This is a genomic window from Mannheimia sp. E30BD (assembly GCF_041807785.1).
Classification (GTDB): Bacteria; Pseudomonadota; Gammaproteobacteria; order Enterobacterales; family Pasteurellaceae; genus Mannheimia.
This window is the reverse complement of record NZ_JBGTYX010000005.1, coordinates 119123-139457: the sequence shown is the minus strand read 5'-3', so window position 1 is coordinate 139457 and position 20335 is coordinate 119123. Positions and strand designations below refer to the sequence as shown.

17 protein-coding genes and 1 other RNA gene are annotated in these 20335 nt (G+C 38.9%); 10 read left to right on the top strand and 8 right to left on the bottom strand.

Going from position 1 to position 20335, the window contains the following annotated elements; genetic code table 11:
• From ACERCG_RS05200 to ACERCG_RS05190, 3 genes are all read right to left on the bottom strand, one after another.
• Positions 1-219: a KilA-N domain-containing protein gene (locus ACERCG_RS05200; RefSeq protein ID WP_373610997.1), complete on the bottom strand. Its 219-nt coding sequence runs from the start codon at positions 217-219 to the stop codon at positions 1-3.
• Between the two features lie 259 nt (positions 220-478).
• Positions 479-1456 carry a reverse transcriptase family protein gene (locus ACERCG_RS05195; protein WP_373610996.1) on the bottom strand — a complete coding sequence of 326 codons (978 nt, stop codon included), beginning with the start codon at positions 1454-1456 and terminating at the stop codon, positions 479-481.
• Positions 1425-1742 (bottom strand): helix-turn-helix domain-containing protein, encoded by a 318-nt coding sequence (locus tag ACERCG_RS05190; protein ID WP_373610995.1) that lies wholly within the window; start codon positions 1740-1742, stop codon positions 1425-1427. The genes ACERCG_RS05195 and ACERCG_RS05190 overlap by 32 nt, the downstream gene beginning before the upstream one ends.
• A gap of 639 nt (positions 1743-2381) precedes the next feature.
• Here ACERCG_RS05190 and ACERCG_RS05185 point away from each other — a divergent pair.
• The 7 genes from ACERCG_RS05185 to ACERCG_RS05155 all read left to right on the top strand — a co-directional run bounded on the left by ACERCG_RS05185 (position 2382) and on the right by ACERCG_RS05155 (position 8592).
• Positions 2382-2912 carry a M15 family metallopeptidase gene (locus tag ACERCG_RS05185; RefSeq protein ID WP_373610994.1) on the top strand — a complete coding sequence of 177 codons (531 nt, stop codon included), beginning with the start codon at positions 2382-2384 and terminating at the stop codon, positions 2910-2912.
• 104 nt (positions 2913-3016) lie between these two features.
• Complete coding sequence (locus ACERCG_RS05180; RefSeq protein ID WP_373610993.1) at positions 3017-4027, top strand: STAS-like domain-containing protein; 1011 nt, start codon at positions 3017-3019, stop codon at positions 4025-4027.
• Positions 4028-4141: 114 nt separating this feature from the next.
• The gene (locus tag ACERCG_RS05175) at positions 4142-4825 is read left to right on the top strand and encodes a hypothetical protein (RefSeq protein WP_373610992.1); all 684 of its coding nucleotides are present in this window, start codon (positions 4142-4144) and stop codon (positions 4823-4825) included.
• Between the two features lie 51 nt (positions 4826-4876).
• Positions 4877-5256, top strand: an RNA gene (gene rnpB / locus ACERCG_RS05170) — RNase P RNA component class A.
• Between the two features lie 60 nt (positions 5257-5316).
• Positions 5317-5958 carry a DUF1007 family protein gene (locus ACERCG_RS05165; protein ID WP_373610991.1) on the top strand — a complete coding sequence of 214 codons (642 nt, stop codon included), beginning with the start codon at positions 5317-5319 and terminating at the stop codon, positions 5956-5958.
• Positions 5949-7046: a nickel/cobalt transporter gene (locus tag ACERCG_RS05160; RefSeq protein WP_373610990.1), complete on the top strand. Its 1098-nt coding sequence runs from the start codon at positions 5949-5951 to the stop codon at positions 7044-7046. Before ACERCG_RS05165 ends, ACERCG_RS05160 begins: the two co-directional genes overlap by 10 nt.
• 100 nt (positions 7047-7146) lie before the next feature.
• Positions 7147-8592 carry an alanine/glycine:cation symporter family protein gene (locus tag ACERCG_RS05155; protein ID WP_373610989.1) on the top strand — a complete coding sequence of 482 codons (1446 nt, stop codon included), beginning with the start codon at positions 7147-7149 and terminating at the stop codon, positions 8590-8592.
• A gap of 70 nt (positions 8593-8662) precedes the next feature.
• Here the strand turns inward: ACERCG_RS05155 and sucD are convergent, their stop codons facing one another.
• The 5 genes from sucD to znuC all read right to left on the bottom strand — a co-directional run bounded on the left by sucD (position 8663) and on the right by znuC (position 16156).
• Positions 8663-9532: a succinate--CoA ligase subunit alpha gene (gene sucD, locus ACERCG_RS05150; protein WP_373610988.1), complete on the bottom strand. Its 870-nt coding sequence runs from the start codon at positions 9530-9532 to the stop codon at positions 8663-8665.
• A gap of 8 nt (positions 9533-9540) precedes the next feature.
• The gene (gene sucC / locus ACERCG_RS05145) at positions 9541-10701 is read right to left on the bottom strand and encodes an ADP-forming succinate--CoA ligase subunit beta (RefSeq protein ID WP_373610987.1); all 1161 of its coding nucleotides are present in this window, start codon (positions 10699-10701) and stop codon (positions 9541-9543) included.
• A gap of 344 nt (positions 10702-11045) precedes the next feature.
• Positions 11046-12275: a 2-oxoglutarate dehydrogenase complex dihydrolipoyllysine-residue succinyltransferase gene (gene odhB / locus ACERCG_RS05140; RefSeq protein ID WP_373610986.1), complete on the bottom strand. Its 1230-nt coding sequence runs from the start codon at positions 12273-12275 to the stop codon at positions 11046-11048.
• Positions 12276-12388: 113 nt separating this feature from the next.
• A complete protein-coding gene (sucA, locus tag ACERCG_RS05135; RefSeq protein ID WP_373610985.1) occupies positions 12389-15199 on the bottom strand; it encodes a 2-oxoglutarate dehydrogenase E1 component in 2811 nt (936 codons plus the stop codon).
• Positions 15200-15346: 147 nt separating this feature from the next.
• Entirely contained in the window at positions 15347-16156 is an 810-nt protein-coding gene (gene znuC, locus ACERCG_RS05130; RefSeq protein ID WP_373610984.1) for a zinc ABC transporter ATP-binding protein ZnuC, read from the bottom strand.
• A 236-nt stretch (positions 16157-16392) separates the two neighbouring features.
• Between znuC and mepM the strand changes: the two genes are divergently transcribed.
• From mepM to recJ, 3 genes are all read left to right on the top strand, one after another.
• Positions 16393-17772 (top strand): murein DD-endopeptidase MepM, encoded by a 1380-nt coding sequence (mepM, locus tag ACERCG_RS05125; protein WP_373611007.1) that lies wholly within the window; start codon positions 16393-16395, stop codon positions 17770-17772.
• A gap of 12 nt (positions 17773-17784) precedes the next feature.
• On the top strand, positions 17785-18468 hold the full coding sequence (dsbC, locus tag ACERCG_RS05120) for a bifunctional protein-disulfide isomerase/oxidoreductase DsbC (RefSeq protein ID WP_373610983.1): 684 nt from the start codon (positions 17785-17787) through the stop codon (positions 18466-18468).
• Positions 18469-18605: 137 nt separating this feature from the next.
• Complete coding sequence (recJ, locus tag ACERCG_RS05115; protein ID WP_373610982.1) at positions 18606-20327, top strand: single-stranded-DNA-specific exonuclease RecJ; 1722 nt, start codon at positions 18606-18608, stop codon at positions 20325-20327.
• Positions 20328-20335 lie beyond the last annotated feature (8 nt).

Genomic DNA, 20335 nt, shown 5'->3' with positions numbered 1-20335 from the left:
TCAATGAGTATTTGGGCGAACCGTTTTTACAGCCAAAGTAGAAATTCCTACTTTGCTTTCCTGTTCTATTTCTGCAATAAGATCTTTGGTTTGCTGATTAGATAAGAATAAAACGGGTTTGTGTTTTGCCTCTCCGCCACTAGCTTTATGTAGATCCGTTAAAGAATATAGATTTTCAAAAGTGCGGATTGAAATTGATAATATTAGTAGATTTGACATATTGTGTACCTATTAGAATTAGTAAATAATCTGAAAACCGTAGTAGGGTGATCGGGCTTCAACTACCGCTAATAGTCGGCGGAACTTATTTCCGTGAAGGTGTTGTATTAGGTTCTCTCGACCCGATCTTTGAAATCTGCATATATGCAGATTTAGGATTTTTGTAAATTTTAGGTACAAAAAAACCGCTTGCTGTCGGGGGCGGATAACCGCTATTAGTTAGTAGTTCGGTTATCTTAATCCGAATTGGGGGCGGTTGTCAATCTGCTTTTTTATAATTAGCAGGCGTATTTTTATATTGATGATATTCTTTTTGAATAGCGAAAATTACGTTTTTATATCCTGATTTAAAATAAGATATATTATTTAATATGCCCACTATTTTATGGTATAGCCATTCGATTTTTATACCGTTTCTAGGTTTTGCTATTAGTGTTTTCCAAAGTGTTAAATGTTGATGAAGTTTTTTAAATTGGCGATTAGGGGGTAACAATGTATTATCTTTTAGAATTAATCCAGTTACTTCTTTTACTGATTGGTTTTTATAAAGCGTTGTCTTTTCAGCTTTTATATTATGTTTATGCTTTTTAATGATTCTTTCTACTTGATATTTGAAGCCTTTTGGTACCTTTTCTCCAGAAAAAGTTACATCATCAACATATACAGTCATTATTAATTTATTTTTCTCAGATAAATTATTTAATTCATCAAACATACTTGCATTCACCAAGTAAGCTAATGGCATACTAATTTGGCTACCAGTTGGTAAGTGTTCATCAATAGAGCATAAATCAGCCAGAATATTAGCAATCTTATGAGAACATTTTAATTTATTTTTGAAGAACCAGAAAATCATTGTTCTAGTAGTAGATGGAAAGAAAGCACTAATGTCAGTTGTTATAATTTCCTCACCGGTTAAATGTGCTTTTGCATTATCAATATATGATCGATTTTTCACACCAGAATAAAGATAGTCAGGAAGTTTTACTCTTGCCAATAGTGAAGCGAGACGATTATGAATAAGATAAAGTTCATTAATTGGAGATTGAATTTCTCTTTTTTTCTTACCTTGTAAGAAACAGTTATAATTCTTAGTTTTGTTTTCAATCAATGAAAAAATTGTATCTTCATTAATTTGGAGAATATCAGATAATCTTTTGGTGTATTGAATATTATAGAGAGGACTTTTATCTATAGCATATGATTTATTGTGAGTGATGAGTTTTTTCTTTTTCATCTTTTTTAATAACCCAATCCATAATTTTTAATAGGTTTTTTGCAATAAATTTTCTTACCTTTTCAGAACGTAAACTTTCATTCTCTAGTTGTTCTGCAAATAGCATTAGATGAGAAACTGGGACATCGAAGTAATTAGCATATTTATTCAACATTTCTAATGTGATGGTATTTTTCCCAGTCTCAATTTCAGATATGTGAGAAATTGATACATTAAGTTGTTGAGCTAGCTCTGCTTGAGTAATTCCTTCAAATTGTCTGAGTGTTTTTAAAGCATAATTAAGCATAATTATTCCTTATTTAGAAAGTAGGGTAACCCAGAATATTATTTTGATTCGTCATTGAAAAAATCATCAAAAAGCCACCAACGAAGAATAAATCGAAAAAGTTTAACTGCCAAATTAAGCAGAAATTTACGTTGTTTTCTTCTTTTTTTGTTAGTGTTATTCTGGGTCTGGTTTGTATTGTGAATTTGATTATTGGCTAACATATTATGTTCCTCATTTTAATACTCGTTACAGCGGGATTACTGTAACTCCTCGAGGAGTATCAAAATAGCACACGCACCACTTGACCCTATTCTAACCGCAATGTGTGTCCTCAGCACATTGCGGAACGCCGTAGGCGACATAGCTCGATAAAACTTGCTTTTACTCGAGCTACAGTACCTATAAGCAGGTTGGAGTTTCCTCCGAGTTATTACTAACTCAAATTAATTCGAGGTTTATTGCTATAATTTCACAACGAGTGAAATTATAGATAGAAATATAAGTTAGGGTCAAGTTTATTTTTCACACTTAGCGAAATTCACTTTGCTTTATTCAAAGTTACTGTATCCCCAAATCTCGCTTTCAGCTCACGAGCAATACTGACTGCGTTGGTTTGGGTCGTTTGGTTTAAGCGAACAGTAATAACAAAACCGCCTAGTGCATAACGGCTACTATTTTGGCTTTACCGACCAAGTAGCTATCCGCTTTAAAGTGCCGGACAGTATTCACGAGGAGGTACAAATTGAACAGCTTACAACCTTGTCTATTCGTCCGACCGCTGTTTATCGGTCAGATCAAGACGATCTCTATTTTGAGACAAAAGACGGTATATACCAATGGAATGCTGGCGATACTTGGAAGCGGTTCAAATGGGTAAGCGAAATTGATTTCAGTGTGATTGAAGGAATGCGAACGAAAGAGCGCCAAGCTCAATTATTCAAACAGGGTGCAACCAAAACACTCAACAGCCGACACTTAACCAGTCACGCTATTGATATTGTGCCTTACCCGCTCAACTGGAACGACTTAGCCGCTTTCGGCAAATTAGCTAAAGCAATGTTTGCTGCAGCGAAAGAGTTAAAAGTAGCTATTCGTTGGGGTGGTGATTGGAATCGCAATGGGAGATCGGACGATGAAACATTCTACGATGGCCCACATTTTGAATTATTAAGAGCGGTTTATCCGTAATCATAACATTCCTAGATTTGTTACTTATAGGCAATTATTTCGTTACATTTATCTCCTTGTTGTGTTACCATTAAATGAAAATAATGTGACCTATAGGAGGGAATATGAACGATATTTTATGCAAATTGTTGGAAATAGTGAAAAACAATCCGACACAAACAGCCGAAGCGATTGCTGAAACGCTATCAATTACTCGTCAAAGTGCCTCAAGAAAATTGAAAGGTTGGGTAGAGGAGAACTTGCTTACTGTATCGGGGCGTGGGCGTTCTACTCGTTATGAATTAGTTGAACAAGTAGATAGATTCACATTTAGTTTGGCAGATGAGCTTGATGAATTTCTGGTTTACACACAGACCTTAGATCCAAAACTTAAGGATATGAACAAAAACATTCTTGAAATATTTCAATATGGTTTTACCGAAATGTTCAACAATGCGATAGATCATTCTAGCGGAACGGAAATTGTGGTTGAGATTAGACAAACACCTATTTCAACTTCTGTTAGTATTACCGATAATGGATTGGGTATCTTTGAGAAAATTCAAAAGGCCTTTGACCTTGTTGATATTCGGCAATCTATTTTTGAGTTATCAAAAGGGAAACTCACAACAGACAAAGCCAATCATAGCGGAGAGGGCATTTTCTTTGCCTCCAAAATTTTTGACTTTTTCTGCATCAACTCAAAAGGTTGGGCGTTTGTGCATAATGCTGGTGTAATTGATATTATGTATGAACACGATGTTGAATATGTTGAGGGAACAAAAGTGATGTTTGAGCTATCTCACGCATCAACAAAACGAACCAAAGATGTATTCGATCAGTTCGCAATGCCTGATGAATATGCTTTTGCGACAACAGTTGTGCCGGTCAATTTAGCTAAACACGAAGGCGAGTTCCTGATGTCTCGCTCGCAGGCAAAACGACTGGTTGCTCGTTTTGAGCATTTCCAAAAAGTGATTTTGGATTTCCAAGATGTTAGCAGTATCGGGCAAGGTTTTGCTGATCAGATTTTCCGAGTATATCAAAATGAGCACCCAAATGTGCAACTGTTTGTCATTAATGCAACAGATGATATAAAGGATATGATCCAACGAACGGGATATCAAATTCAGTAAAACGCAATAAAAAATAGACCGCTTGTGAAACATCAAGCGGCTTTTGGCGTGTCTAACATTTACAGATATAACCGCATACGCTTAGAGCTTGTGCGGTTTTTTTATGGAGAAACTATGTCTTCTCTCAAACTCACCCAATTTGGCGGCATTGCCCCACGGCAACGTCCCAATAATCTTCATCAAGCAATGGTACAAGTGGCGGAAGATGTGGACTTATCTCGTGGCACATTGCGACCGTGGCGAACCGATAAAAAGGTAAGTAATAAAACAGGAAATTCAATCTTTGTGGATAAATGTTGCTATCTTGCAAGTGATAACTGCAAGGCGAGTTTTTCGCGCATTGATACTGACTGTTGCTATCTGATTGCTAGCGGTGTGAAAGATTACCCGGTTATCCAAAAGAAATCGCAAGCGTGTAATGATAACTGGAAACGGCTAGGATTTCCGATTGAGCTTAATGCACCAAACGCCCAATTCTTAGGCGAATTAAGCCAAGATTTCAATCAAGAATTACGGCAATACATTTACACGCTGGTAGATGAATTTGGTTTTGAATCTGCCCCAAGTTTGCCGAGTGAGCCGATTTACGCTCATAACGACCAATCTGTCGTTATCAGTGGCTTACCCACTGCCTTCCCGACCTATTCAATCGGGAAGGTGCGTATCTATTGTGCGGTAACTCAATTAGATTATGGCGATCCAAAATCAGAATATGATGCACATTTTTTGCTTGTCGATGAATTAGATTTTGGCACAGCAAACTACATTCACCAATCCTTTTTTGCATTTCTAATATAGTACAAGCGGTTAAATTTTTGCAAAATTTTGCGAATCTGCTATACTGCTCCCTGAGTTGGTTAGGCAATCGCTGGTTTATTGAAGCCTCTAAATTCGTGAAAACGAGAGCTGGGGGACAAGTAAACGAGAGGAAAGTCCGAGCTACACAGGGCAGAGTGCCGGATAACGTCCGGGGGGCGTGAGCCTACGACCAGTGCAACAGAGAGCAGACCGCCTGTTTCGGCAGGTAAGGGTGAAAGGGTGTGGTAAGAGCGCACCGTGTGGGTGGTAACATTCCACAGCAGGGTAAACTCCACTCGTAGCAAGACCAAATAGGAACTCAATCGGTGGCCCGCCGAGAGTTCGGGTAGGTTGCTTGAGCGTATGTGTAAATATACGCCTAGAGGAATGATTGTCCACGACAGAACTCGGCTTATCGACCAACTCACTGAATTTCTGAAAGCGAACAGGGGCAACTTGTTCGCTTTTTTTATTTTTTGTAGTGAATGAATATGAAATTATTAAAATCTTTTATTATTGCGTTATCGATGCTATATGCTAGTAATGTCTTTTCTCACCCACATTCCTTTGTCGATTTAAAAAACAAGGTTATTGTGGACGGCACAATGTTAAAGTCATTTCAAATGGAATGGATGCTTGATGAAATCGCCTCTTCTGAATTGATTTATGAGATGAATAATAGTGCCGATAAAGAGAAAACCCGCAAAGATATTACCGCAGAAATGGTGCAATCTGCTCTGCAAAATCATTATTTTAGTGTGTTGTATGATAGTAAAAACCGGCCGATAAAATTTACCACACAACCCACAGAAACACGCTTTGAAATCAAAAATAATCGTGTGGTGTTTTATATCACTTTCCATTTAAGTCAGCCTTATGATTTAAAACAAAATAAGGTGAGATTATCGACTTATGAACCAAGTTACTATATTGCGATGGAATACAATCGTGCTAATGAGATTAGTATCAGCAATAGCAGCTGTAAAGCGGAATTAATACAGCCACAAGTGGATAATAAATTGCGTTTATATGCTTCCAGTCTAGATAAAACACAATCGCCCGATATGCCTGAAAATGAAGATTATTCATTAGGGGCACAATTTGCACAAAAAGTGGAGATGGTATGCGATTGAGCTTAAAACAATGGGGAATGCTAGCAGTCGGATTTATCGCATTTTTTGCAATTTATCAACTTTATCCGATTTTGCTCTTTAAAGTGATGGAGTGGCAGAAAGTGTTTAATACAGAGCTTTCTGGTTCATTAAACGCATTGAGCGATAATCAAAATAAAGCAGGGCTGACCTTAGTTTTTATCAGCTTTTTATATGGCGTATTCCACGCTGTAGGCCCTGGGCACGGTAAGTTTATTTTAACCAGCTATCTTTCGCTTGAAAAAACAAAACTTAATCAAGCAATGAAAATTACCTTCGCCTCAGCCTTAGTACAAGGTTTGGTGGCGGTTTCGCTCGTTACTGTGATTGTGGTGATTTTTACCCTTTCTCGCCAATATTTTAATTTAACCTTGAAATGGGTAGAGCGTGGTAGTTTCGTTATTATGATTTTACTTGGGCTGTATTGGTGCTACCAGGTCTTTAAAGTGATAAAGAAAGNTTTAACCTTGAAATGGGTAGAGCGTGGTAGTTTCGTTATTATGATTTTACTTGGGCTGTATTGGTGCTACCAGGTCTTTAAAGTGATAAAGAAAGTTAGCAAGCCAAAAATTAAATCAATTCGATTTTCACAGCCGTCCGTTTTGCAAAAAATTCCACAAAAACGACCGCTTGTGCAGCATAATCACCACGTTCACGATGAACATTGTGACTGCGGACATAAACATTTACCCACATCAAATGAAATGCAGAAAGCGAAAGATTGGAAAACACAGCTAATGCTGATTTTAAGCATTGGGGCAAGACCTTGTTCAGGGGCGATTTTAGTCTTATTTCTTTCTTATACCTTAGGACTCTATTTTTGGGGGGTAATTTCTGCCTTAGTAATGGCAATCGGTACAGGTTTTACTCTAAGCCTATTTGCTTATTTAGTGATTATGGCACGGAATAAAGCGGTTAAAGTGAGTAGTTGGTATTTCTCCGCACAAATGAATAGAAATGTGGTTCGATTAATCAAATTTGGCTTAGGGATAGCCCTGATTTTATTTGGCGTTACACTATTCCACAGTAGCTTTATTGATACCAGCACAGGTATTTTATTTAGACGTTAATTTGATATAGATTAAAAATTGTTATAGAAAGAACCAAAAAAACTGTTCAAGAGGAGAAAATCAGTTAAACTAACTCGTTTTATTTTATAAAGAGGTCTTTATGGATTCTATTATTGTATTCTTCGAAGGTATCCTAACCTGGATTGTCAATACTATTGATGCTCCTCTTTGGGATATTACTATTATTTTATTATTAGGTACAGGACTATTTTTTACCATTACTACCGGCTTTGTACAGCTCCGCCTTTTCCCACAAAGTTTACGTGAAATGTGGAGCGGACGTTCTACATCAGGGCAGTCTCTTACCCCATTCCAAGCCTTTACAACAGGGTTAGCCAGCCGTGTTGGGGTCGGTAACATTGGTGGGGTTGCAACAGCGATTGCACTTGGTGGACCGGGTGCTGTTTTTTGGATGTGGGTAACGGCATTAATGGGTATGAGTTCTGCGTTTGCGGAATCTTCCTTAGCGCAATTATATAAAACAAAAGATCCGAACGGTATGTTTCGCGGTGGTCCTGCTTATTATATCACTCGTGGCTTAAAACTCCCTTCATTAGCCATTGCGTTTGCGATAACTTTAATCTTTACTTTTGGATTTGCATTCAATGCTGTGCAATCAAATTCTATTGTAGAAGCAACTAAAAATGCGTGGGATTGGAATCCGGTTTATGTTGGTATTACTTTAGTAATTATTACCGGTCTTATTATCTCTGGTGGGGTAAAACGTATTGGCGTGGTTTCATCTCAAGTTGTGCCTACGATGGCATTATTCTATCTCATTATTGCCGTAATTATTTTAGGTATGAATATTGAGCGTGTGCCATATATTATCGGTTTGATTATTGAGAGTGCTTTTGACTTCTCAGCAGCTGCTGGCGGTATGTTTGGTGCATTAGTGTCAAAAACGATGTTAATGGGGATTAAACGTGGTTTATTCTCAAACGAAGCGGGTATGGGTTCTGCACCAAACTCGGCTGCAACCTCAGATGCTAAACACCCGGCAAGTCAAGGATTAATCCAAATGTTAGGTGTATTTGTAGATACACTGGTGGTTTGTACTTGCACAGCAATTATTATTTTAATGTCAGATAATTATGGTGGTGAAAACTTAAGAGGTATTTCACTAACTCAAACAGCATTGCAATTCCACTTAGGCGAGTTTGGCTTACATTTCTTAGCTTTTGTTATTTTACTGTTTTGCTTTACCTCTATTATCGGTAACTATGCGTATGCAGAAACTAACATTCGCTATATCAAAAATAAAGCGTGGTTTGTATGGAGTTTCCGTGCCGTGGTATTGTTCTTTGTTTACTTTGGCGCAGTGCGTGATGGCGGTATTGTATGGGCATTTGCGGATACGGTAATGGCATCAATGGCGGTTATTAACCTTGTGGCAATTTTAATTCTTGCTCCAATTGTTTGGATTATTATGAAAGACTATATCCGCCAACTTAAGCAAGGCAAAGAACCCGTATTTAGAATTGAAGAACACCAAGATTTAATTCACAAAGGTGTTGATCCTTTAATTTGGAAATCGAAAGAGTAATTTAAATATAAAAAAACAAGCGGTCTAATTTGCAAAAAAATTTACAAATTAGACCGCTTGAATATTTAGCTTAGCCTAAAATTTTGCGTAGGGCTGAGCCAATTTCAGCAAGGCTTCTTACGGTGGTTACGCCAGCATCTTCAAGAGCTTTGAATTTCTCATCTGCTGTGCCTTTACCACCGCTGATAATTGCGCCAGCATGCCCCATTCGTTTACCTTTTGGAGCGGTTACACCTGCAATGTAGCTTACAACAGGCTTGGTTACATTCTCTTTGATAAAGGCTGCTGCTTCTTCTTCTGCTGAACCCCCGATTTCACCAATCATCACGATGGCTTCGGTTTCAGGATCTTCTTGGAATAGTTTTAGAATATCGATGAAGTTTGAGCCCGGAATTGGGTCGCCGCCAATACCTACACAAGTTGATTGCCCAAAGCCTTCATCAGTAGTTTGTTTAACCGCTTCATAAGTTAATGTGCCAGAACGAGAAACAATACCAATGTTGCCTTTTTTGTGAATATTACCCGGCATAATACCAATTTTACATTCTTCAGGGGTAATCACACCTGGGCAGTTCGGGCCGATCATTCTCACGCCTGTTTGGTTTAAACGTTGTTTAACTTGAAGCATATCCAGCGTTGGAATGCCTTCGGTAATACAAACAACTAATTGAATGCCTGCATCAATGGCTTCTAAAATGGCATCCTTACAACCCGGGGCGGGAACATAGATCACGGTTGCCGTTGCACCCGTTGCTTCCACAGCTTCACGAACTGTGTTAAATACAGGTAAACCTAAATGGGTTTTTCCACCTTTATTTGGCGAAACACCGCCCACTAATTGCGTGCCGTAGGCGAGAGCTTGTTCGCTGTGGAATGTACCTTGTCCGCCAGTAAAACCTTGGCAAATTACTTTTGTGTTTTTATCAATTAAAATCGACATTTTTCCTCCTAATTTGCAGATTTTACCGCTAATTCAGCCGCTTCTTTTAGTGATGAAGCCGCTAAAATACTCAGCCCACTATTGGCTAAAATTTCGCGACCTTGTGCCGCATTTGTGCCTTCTAAACGCACGATAACAGGCACGTTTACTCCTACTTCGTTTACCGCTGCAATAACACCATCAGCAATTAAATCACAACGTACGATCCCCCCAAAAATATTGACTAGCACCGCTTTTACATTTGGGTCTGATAAAATCAATTTGAATGCAGCTGCTACACGCTCTTTGGTTGCACCGCCACCCACGTCTAGGAAGTTAGCAGGTTTACCGCCGTAGAGTTTTACAATATCCATTGTCCCCATTGCAAGCCCTGCTCCGTTTACCATACAGCCAATGTTACCGTCTAACGCAACGTAGTTTAGGCTCCATTTTTCTGCTTCCGCTTCACGTTCGTCATCTTGTGAGAGATCTTGTAATTCTTTAAGATCTGGCTGACGGTAGAGAGCATTACTATCAATAGACATTTTCGCATCTAAGCAGAGCAGTTTACCTTCTTTGGTAACAACAAGGGGATTGACTTCCAATAAGGCTAAATCTTTTTCTACAAATAACTTCGCCAGTTTTACAAAAATATCTGCAAACTGTTTAACTTCATCGCCTTTTAAACCTAATTTGAAGGCAAGTTCACGACCTTGATAGCCTTGACCGCCCGTAAGGGGATCAATGGTTGCTTTATGGATTAGCTCAGGTGTTTTTTCAGCGACTTCTTCAATGTTCATACCACCTGCACTTGAAGCCATAAACACCACCTTTTGTGCAGAGCGATCTAACACCGCACCTAAGTATAATTCACGGTCGATATTGCAGGTTTCTTCCACATAAATAGTATTGACTGGCTGCCCGTTAGCATCTGTTTGGAAGGTTACTAAGCGTTTACCTAACCATTGTTCAGCGAAAGATTTCGCTTCATCAGCATTGCTAACTAATTTCACACCGCCAGCTTTGCCTCGACCACCAGCGTGAACTTGGCATTTCACCGCCCATTTTTCGCCTTTGAGCTGTGAGATTGCCTCTGCGGTTTCATTGGCAGAAAAGCAAGCAATACCTTCGCTCACAGGTAGCCCATATTGTTTGAATATTTGTTTGGCTTGATATTCGTGTAGATTCATAGAGTTTCCTCGTTATGGTTATGTTACTTTTCTTTGCTTGTGCAAGACAACGTTTACGTTGAATGTTGCCAAAGGCAACAGCCCGAAGGGCGAGCATAGCGAGTAAAAGTAACCAAAAGAAAGCACACCCTACTTCGTTGCTGTTCCTCACTTTATTAAAATTTTCTTAACGAAAAATAACCCTGATGTTCGCTTCGCTCTCGCTCGGGATTATTTTTCTAAAAATTTTAAGTCGTTCGGGCAACTCAGAAGGGAACCCGATACAGGAACATTAACAAATAGATATACAAGTTTTTATTATAAATAGACCGCTTGTGGTTAAATACAAGCGGTCAAATTTTAGATTAAATTTCCAAAAGCAGACGAGTTGGATCTTCTAATAACTCTTTTACAGCCACTAAGAAACCAACAGACTCTTTGCCGTCAATTAAGCGGTGGTCGTAGCTTAAGGCTAAGTACATCATTGGGCGGATCACCACTTGACCGTCAATCGCAACAGGGCGATCTTTAATAGCGTGCATACCCAAAATTGCACTTTGTGGTGGGTTGATAATTGGGGTGGACATTAATGACCCAAACACACCGCCGTTAGTGATAGTGAAGTTACCGCCTGTTAAGTGTTCAACGGTTAATTTGCCATCACGACCTTTCTCAGCAAGCTCTTTGATCTTCTTCTCAATCTCCGCCATACTCATTTTATCGCAATCACGTAACACTGGCGTTACTAAGCCACGAGGAGTTGAAACGGCAATGCTGACATCAAAGTAGTTGTGGTAAACCACATCATCGCCATCAATAGAGGCATTGATTTCAGGGTAGCGTTTAAGTGCTTCAACTACTGCTTTAATGTAGAACGACATAAAGCCTAAGCGTACGCCGTGTTGTTTTTCAAACTTCTCTCCATAAGTTTTACGCAAATTCATAATCGGCTGCATATCTAACTCGTTGAATGTGGTTAGCATTGCGGTGGTATTTTTCGCTTCAAGTAAACGCTCTGCAATACGTTTGCGAAGTCGTGTCATCGGTACACGTTTTTCACTGCGGCTGTTGAATGCAACGGTGCTTACCGTGTTTTGATTTGTTGCAGCATCTTTTACTTGATTTTGTTGAACGCGTTTTGCGATCTCTTTTTCGATATCTTCACGGGTAATTCTGCCGCCCACGCCACTGCCTTGAATATCTGCTGCTTGTAAATCGTGTTCAGCTAATAAACGGCGGATTGCAGGGCCTTGATCGTCTGCATTTGCGTGGCTGTTTTCAATCGCTGCATGTTTGCGATCTGATGGGGTGGATTCTGTTTTTTGTTCGATTGTCGCAGAGCTAATATCGCCCGCTTGTGCCGTATCCAATTTTCCTAAAACTTGTTTTGAAACTACTGTTGCACCTTCAGCTTGTGTAATTTCAATAAGCACGCCATCGCTTGCAGCAGGCACTTCTAAAACCACTTTGTCGGTTTCAATTTCGACGAGGATTTCATCACGTTTTACGCTGTCGCCCACTTTTTTATGCCAAGTTGCAACGCTTGCATCAGCCACAGATTCAGGAAGGTCTGGAGTTAAAATTTCAATTGCCATTTTATTATCCTTTTCTTTTACTAAGGGCGTATGTATTACACCTTATAATCAAATTTGTAAATTTTTGTTGAAAATAAACCGCTTGTAGGGCGTATTCACTACGCCCAATCTTTTTAAGCAATAGTTAAAGCATCTTCAACAAGTTGTTTTTGTTGTTTTGCATGTAGTGATGGATAGCCTACCGCTGGAGAAGCAGAAGCGGCTCTACCTGCATAAGTTAATTTTGCCCCCTCTGGAATAGAAGCTTCAAAATTATGCTTACTGCAATACCACGCTCCTTGATTTAATGGCTCTTCTTGACACCATACAAAGTCAGTAACGTGAGCATAAGGCTCAAGAATTTGTTTCATCTCCTCAAGAGGGAATGGGTAGAGTTGTTCAATACGAATAATCGCAATGTCTGTTTGGTTATTCTCACGACGTTTTTCAAGTAAATCGTAGTAAACTTTACCCGAACACATCACCACACGTTTTACTTGTTTCGGATCGATATTGTCAATCTCGCCAATCACATTTTGGAATGAGCCGTTAATTAACTCATCTAATGTTGATACTGCAAGCGGATGGCGTAGTAGCGATTTTGGCGTAATGGCAACCAATGGACGGCGCATTTTGCGAATTGCTTGGCGGCGTAACATATGGTAAACCTGTGCTGGTGTTGATGGTACACAAACCTGAATGTTTTGCTGTGCACAAAGTTGTAAATAACGTTCAACACGAGCAGAGGAGTGCTCAGGGCCTTGACCTTCATAACCGTGTGGAAGAAGCATCACTAAACCACACATTCTGCCCCATTTTTGTTCGCCAGAGCTGATGAATTGGTCGATTACAATTTGAGCTCCGTTAGCGAAATCGCCAAATTGAGCTTCCCAAATAGTCAAGGTTTTCGGATCGGTTGTCGCAAAGCCATATTCAAAAGCGAGAACTGCTTCTTCCGAAAGCACGGAATCCCAAACTTGGAAACGACCTTGATTTGCGTGTAATTGTGTTAATGGCACATAGCCTGTACCATCATTTTGGTTATGAATGACTGCGTGGCGGTGGAAGAACGTTCCACGTCCTGCATCTTCACCCGATAAGCGAACGTGTGTACCCTCATCAAGTAAAGTAGCGTACGCCATAGTTTCGGCCATACCCCAGTCGAATAATTTTTTGCCTTCGTACATCTCTTTACGATCAGTGTAGATCTTCTCAACACGAGAGTGTGCTTTTAATGAATCTGGATATTCACAAACCCGTTTCGCAATCGTTAAGAAACGATCTTCCGGGAATTTGCTTTCATAAGGTGCTGTCCAATCGTAGTTAAGATATTGTAACCAATCAACCGCAGCCATATCTAACTCACGCCATTCCGGTACAACACGTTCACCATTGTCTAAGGCATCACGGTAAAGGTTTAGCATTTCGATTTCTTGCTCATTGGTTAATACACCTTCTTCAATTAAGCGGTCAGCATACACTTTACGTGGAGTAGGGTGCTTTTTGATAATGCTATACATCATCGGCTGAGTTGCTAATGGTTCATCAGCCTCGTTATGACCGTGGCGGCGGTAAGAGATTAAATCAATGAAAATATCACGTTTAAATTTAGTGCGATATTCCACTGCCATTCGTGCCGCAAATGCAACTGCTTCCGGGTCATCACCATTAACGTGAATGATCGGTGCCTGGATCATTTTGGCAATATCGGTACAGAATTCAGTTGAACGGGTATCACTTGGGTTAGAAGTTGTAAAACCGATTTGGTTATTGATCACAATACGAATTGTACCGCCTACTTTATAACCACGAGCATTTGCCATATTTAAGGTTTCTTGTACGACACCTTGCCCTGCCACTGCAGAGTCGCCGTGAACTGTTACGGCAAGCACTTTTTCGTGTTCGGTATCACGCATACGCTCTTGTCTTGCACGCACAGAGCCAATAACAACAGGGCTCACAATTTCTAAGTGAGATGGGTTGAATGCAAGAGTTAAATGGACATTTTTGTCATCTACTGCAAAGTTAGAAGAGAAACCTTGATGGTATTTTACATCGCCCGTACGGCTTTCATCAGCGTGTTTACCTGCAAATTCATCAAATAGTTCCGCTGGGCGTTTACCTAATACGTTAACTAACATATTTAAACGACCACGATGAGCCATACCGACTACTACATCAGTCATACCCTGACGAGAAGAGTGGCGAATAATTTCTTTCATCATCGGAATGAACGCATCACTACCTTCTAAAGAGAAGCGTTTTGCTCCCGGAAATTTTGCTCCCAAATAACGTTCTAAGCCATCAGCAGCGGTTAATTCGGTTAATAAATTCAGTTTTTCTTCTTTAGTGAAAAGCGGTTTATTTAATGCACTTTCCATTTTAGCCTGTAGCCAGTTACGTTGTTCAATATCTTGAACGTGCATAAATTCTAAGCCGATAGGTCCTAAATAGGTTTCTTTTAAGGCTTCATTTAGCTCACTGAGCTTCATACTTTCTTTATCGTAAACGTAACGACCAACGGCAAAGGTTTCGTTTAGATCTTCATCGGTAAAGCCGTGATATTTATAATCCAGTTCAGGGACGCTGGAGGTTTTCCAACGATAATAGTTGATAGGGTCAAGTTTTGCTTCCAAATAACCTCTAAAGCGGTGAGCGTTAATCCATTGCAATAGGCGAACTTGCTTCGCTCCTGCTTCAGGATCAATAACGGTTATAGATTGTGGCTGTTGTTCACGGGCTAATTTGCGGAAATAATCACGCACTTTAGAGTGGGGTTGTTCAATATGGGAGGTTTTAGGGAATGAATCAAAAGTGCTTTTCCAGCTTTCATCAACATTTGCCGGATTTTCTAAATACTGTTCATAAATTTCTTCAACATAAGATTGGTTGGAGCCACCGAAAGGTGATGACGCAATCCAATCATCAAAATTTTTATATTGCATAAAGACCTGACCTATTTATGGTGTTAAATCATAAATCCATTATACTTCAAATAAAGTAAATAAAATGTGATGTGAGTCTGATTTTTAAATAATTGTTTGCCTACAAGCGGTTATTTTTAGCAAATTTTAAACAAATCCAATGAGACTTTAATGTTTACACTCACATTCTCCTAAGCAAACATCGCCGTGTAGATTGTGATGATGGTTATGACGATGTGAATAAAACGCCACATTACGGGCAAATTGATCGCCAAAGAAGTGGATAAAACTAGGGTCATTACTCACGACTTCCGGCGTGCCTGCACAGCAGATGTGTTTATTCACACACAAAACCTCATCAGTATTTGCCATTACAATATTTAAATCGTGAGAAACCATTAAAATAGCGCAATTTAACCAAGAACGGACTTGATTTAATAGTTGATAGAGCTCAGTTTGCCCTGTAATATCTACTCCCTGCATAGGCTCATCTAATACTAATAGTTGTGGTTTATTTAAAATTGCACGAGCAAGTAAAACACGTTGGAGTTCGCCTCCTGAGAGTTTTTGCATACTATTTTCAACTAGATGATGGATAGAAAATAGCGATAATGCTTCCTCAATCATTTTGTTATCAATGTTAGGTTTTAACGCAAGGAAGTTTGATACTGTCATTGGAATTGATGGTTCTATATGCATTTTTTGTGGTACATAGCCAATTTTTAACCCTTCTTGATGAACGACTTTCCCCTTAGTTGGCTTAATGAGTTTTAATAGAACCTTAAGCAAGGTTGATTTGCCGCCCCCATTTGGACCAACAATAGTGGTAATAGAGTTTGGGTAAATGGATAAGTTGATCTCTTGCAACGCCTTTTGGTTATTAAAGATCACTTCAATATCTTTTAGTGAGACTAAAGGTTGAGATTGTTTTATCAACGTAAATTGCATTGTGTTTGGGGTTAGGTGATTAATTTTCATTACTACAAAAAATTTAAGGGTATTGAACTAAAATTAACGGATTTTTTATCTTCTGACAATAGAATAAATGAATTTTTTCTTGGTAAAATAGTCTATCAAGAGATTATGTAAATTTCAGTAAATATAAAAGAAAAATAGCGGGATATAATTTGCAGCACGTAATTTTAGCAAGAGATCGTAAACGGCATAAGAAAAAGTTAAAAATAGTTGTCTTCTTATTTGCTGTTGTTAGTTTTATGGCAGGTGCTGCTTTGGTGTTAAAAAAACAGCCTTCCATTAATAATATTTTACAAATTAATAATATAGTGTTCTTAGATAGCCAAGAAGATGAATATATGGAGGACACTTTTATTAATTATATTGCCGATCTTATTATCTGGTCTTCTTCTGTTGCCGAGAGCAATGAAGAGGTGGTTGACGATCAAACAGCAACTTCTTATGATGACGAAGTTGAAGAGCCTTTCATTGACTCAGTAAAAAATGATATTCAGCAAGAGCAATTGCCGTTAGAAGCTGAAAAAGCCTTAGATGATTTACTTGATGTAGCAGACCAAGCATTAAGAATTCAAAACCAATTTAGCTATATTGCTGCTCAAGGCGATAAATTAAAAGATGTATTGGAGCAATCAGGTTTAGAAAATAGTGATGCTCAAAACCTCATTGCTCAGCACCCTTCATTAGCTCATCTTAAAGCAGGGCAACAATTTTATTGGATATTAGATAATGACGGCGAATTAGAATATCTAAACTGGTTAGTTTCCGAAAAAGAAGAACGTGTTTATGAACGCCAAGCCAATGGTAAATTTACCTACCAAAAATTTGAGAAAAAAGGTGAATGGAAACTAGATGTTGTACGAGGGGCTATTCAAAATAGCTTTGCAGCGAGTTTAAAAGCAGTAGGATTATCTGATCGCCAAATCAATCAATTAGCAGTTGGATTACAATCTCAAATTGCAACAAATAAGCTGAAAAAAGGCGATAAATTTGCCATTTTAATTAAGCGTGAATATGTAAATGGAAAAGTAACAGATTTAGGCAATGTAGAGGGTATTCACGTTATTAGCGGTAAAAAAAGTTATTATGCAATTCAAGCAGATAATGGGCGATATTATAGTCGACATGGCGAAACTTTAAGTGGTGGCTTTGCTCGACACCCATTATTATATGCTGCGAGAGTTACATCTTCCTTCAACTCTAAACGTAAACACCCAATTACAGGTCGTATTAGTCCTCACAAAGGTGTGGATTACGGATTGCCAATTGGCACTCCAATCATTGCACCAAGTGATGGAGTAGTAGAACACGTTGCTTACCAGGCCCGTGGAGCAGGGCGTTATATTAAAATCAAACACGGGCATATTACTACAGTCTATATGCACTTAAGCAAAAGTTTGGTGAAGCCCGGACAAAGGGTAAGAAAAGGAGAGCGTATTGCATTATCCGGTAATACCGGTGGTTCAACAGGGCCTCATTTACACTACGAGTTTCACATTAATGACCGCCCGGTGAATCCGATGACGGTAAAATTGCCGGGTTCAAATTCCGGTATGAGTAACAAAGAACGCCAAGCATTCTTAAATAAAGCGAAGAATGTCGAAGCAAAATTAAAAATGTAAGGATTTATGCTAATGAAAAAAAATTTAATTACTTTAAGTTTAGTGAGTTTATCAACTTTTGCCTTTGCATCTGACGCAAAACTGAAAAGCCAGCTTGAAAAAATTGGAGCAACAGAGGTTAAAATTTCTGAATCGCCATTATCTGGTTTTAAAATGGCAACCTCGAATGAAGGTATTGTTTATATTAGTGAAGATGGACGATATATCATTCAAGGCAAAATTTTTGAGCTAAAAAACGGTAAAGTTGTTGATATTACCAATCAAGGGTTATTGGCTGAATTAAATTCTTACCAAAATGAAATGATTGTTTATCCTGCGAAAAATGAAAAGCACGTGGTAACCGTTTTTATGGATATTACCTGCCACTATTGCCATTTATTACATTCAAAAATGAAAGAATATAATGATTTAGGCATTACTATTCGCTATTTAGCTTTCCCTCGTGGCGGTATGAATACTCAAACTGCAAAACAGATGGAGGCGATTTGGACCGCTCAAGATAAAATTAAGGCATTAAATGATGCGGAAGACGGCAAGTTACCAACTCAATTAAAAACACCTGATATTGTCAAAAAACATTACCAACTCGGCGTTAAGTTTGGTGTAACGGGTACGCCGAATATGGTTACTTCAGATGGCGAACTCATTGGCGGCTATGTTGAGCCTAAAGAATTGGCAAAAATGTTAAGTGAATAACAGATAAACTAGGTTACAAGCGGTCTTTTCTACGCTCGCTCCAGCGAAGGCGTTGGCAAAGCCAAGGTTCAAACGTAAGCGTTTGTTGTAAAAAATTTGCAAAAAATGACCGCTTGTTATGGTAAAAGAAGATAGTTGTGGAAAAATTAATTAAAAAACGCCATTTATTAACAACAGAAACCCTATCCCCAAATCCTTTATTAAATCGAATCTACCAAAGTCGAGGCATAAAAACAGCAAAAGAGCTGGAGCATAACCTTCAACATTTACACAGACCACAGCAACTGGCGAATATTGAACAAGCCGTCGATCTATTGATTAACGCTTTTGAAAACCGAAGCCGTATTGTGATTGTCGGTGATTTTGATGCTGATGGAGCAACCAGCACAGCACTTGCCATCATTGCATTAAAACAGTTAGGGTTTGAGCAAGTTGATTATTTAATTCCCGATCGTTTTTCGCAAGGTTATGGCTTGAGTGTTGCAGTAGCGGAAATGGCATTAGCCAAAGGAGCAGATTTAGTTTTAACGGTCGATAATGGTATTTCTTCGCTTGAAGGTGTTGAACTACTGAAGCAACACAATATTCAGGTTCTGATTACCGATCATCATTTACCACCTGACACATTACCCAACGCTGATGCAATGGTAAACCCTAATTTGCCGTTTTGTGCCTTTCCTTCCAAATCATTGGCGGGAGTTGGTGTTATTTTTTATGTGATGATGGCTCTTCGGACTAAAATGCGTGAACAACAATACTTTCAAAACAAAGCAGAACCCAATTTTGCCGAGCTTTTGGATTTAGTCGCATTAGGTACAGTTGCTGATGTTGTGCCGCTTGATCAAAATAATCGAATTTTAGTTCATCAAGGATTGCAGCGAATACGTTCAGGGCATTGCCGTTTGGGGATAAAAGCTTTAGTAGAAGTAAGCAAAAGGGAGCTTTCAACATTACAAGCTGCTGATTTAGGTTTTGCTGTTGCACCAAGATTGAACGCAGCAGGCAGATTGGAGAATATGTCTTTGGGGGTTGAGTTACTTATTTGTGAAAATATGGAACTTGCCCGTCAATTGGCGTTTGAATTAGATTCTCTTAACCAAACCCGAAAAGAATTTGAGCAAGAGATGAAAACAGAAGCCTTAGCCATTTGTGCTAAATTGCCTCTGCTTGCTCAGTCAGAACAAGCTCACGGTATCGTGCTGTATCAAGCTGATTGGCATCAAGGGGTAATCGGTATCTTGGCTTCTCGAATTAAAGATCAATTTAATCGTCCGGTCATTGTGTTTGCACAAGAAAGTGACGAAAGTGAATATTTGAAAGGATCGGCTCGCTCTATTTCGGGCGTGCATATGCGAGATTTGCTTGAATATATTGATATGCAGCATCCTGAATTAATCGAAAGATTTGGTGGGCACGCAATGGCGGCAGGCTTAACTATTCATCAAACACAGTTAGATAGCTTTAAAAAAATTTTCGACCAAGCCATTAATGAAGTATTAGCACCTGAGCAATTACAAGGTATTATTTATACTGACGGCGAGCTTTCAGCAAATGAGTTTACAATTACCAGTGCGGAAATGCTCCGCTGTGCAGGCCCTTGGGGGCAACATTTTCCTGAACCGAGTTTTGAAGGAGAATTTAGCATTCTGCAACAAAAACTACTGGCAGGTAAGCATTTAAAGTTAATGCTACAATCAGAGAGCGGGCAATTATTAGATGCAATTTGGTTTAATGTTGATGTCAGAATGTTTCCGGATTTATCAGTTAAAAAAGCAAAAATGGTCTATAAATTAGATATCAATGAATTTCGAGATAACAAAACTTTACAATTGAAAGTCGAATATCTGAATTACATCTAACATTACTT

Coding starts and splice junctions, on each gene's coding strand:
- ACERCG_RS05200 (WP_373610997.1), bottom strand. CDS start 219: ATGTCAAATCTACTAATATTATCAATTTCAATCCGCACTTTTGAAAAT.
- ACERCG_RS05195 (WP_373610996.1), bottom strand. CDS start 1,456: ATGAAAAAGAAAAAACTCATCACTCACAATAAATCATATGCTATAGAT.
- ACERCG_RS05190 (WP_373610995.1), bottom strand. CDS start 1,742: ATGCTTAATTATGCTTTAAAAACACTCAGACAATTTGAAGGAATTACT.
- ACERCG_RS05180 (WP_373610993.1), top strand. CDS start 3,017: ATGAACGATATTTTATGCAAATTGTTGGAAATAGTGAAAAACAATCCG.
- ACERCG_RS05175 (WP_373610992.1), top strand. CDS start 4,142: ATGTCTTCTCTCAAACTCACCCAATTTGGCGGCATTGCCCCACGGCAA.
- ACERCG_RS05165 (WP_373610991.1), top strand. CDS start 5,317: ATGAAATTATTAAAATCTTTTATTATTGCGTTATCGATGCTATATGCT.
- ACERCG_RS05155 (WP_373610989.1), top strand. CDS start 7,147: ATGGATTCTATTATTGTATTCTTCGAAGGTATCCTAACCTGGATTGTC.
- sucD (WP_373610988.1), bottom strand. CDS start 9,532: ATGTCGATTTTAATTGATAAAAACACAAAAGTAATTTGCCAAGGTTTT.
- sucC (WP_373610987.1), bottom strand. CDS start 10,701: ATGAATCTACACGAATATCAAGCCAAACAAATATTCAAACAATATGGG.
- odhB (WP_373610986.1), bottom strand. CDS start 12,275: ATGGCAATTGAAATTTTAACTCCAGACCTTCCTGAATCTGTGGCTGAT.
- sucA (WP_373610985.1), bottom strand. CDS start 15,199: ATGCAATATAAAAATTTTGATGATTGGATTGCGTCATCACCTTTCGGT.
- znuC (WP_373610984.1), bottom strand. CDS start 16,156: ATGAAAATTAATCACCTAACCCCAAACACAATGCAATTTACGTTGATA.
- mepM (WP_373611007.1), top strand. CDS start 16,393: ATGGCAGGTGCTGCTTTGGTGTTAAAAAAACAGCCTTCCATTAATAAT.
- dsbC (WP_373610983.1), top strand. CDS start 17,785: ATGAAAAAAAATTTAATTACTTTAAGTTTAGTGAGTTTATCAACTTTT.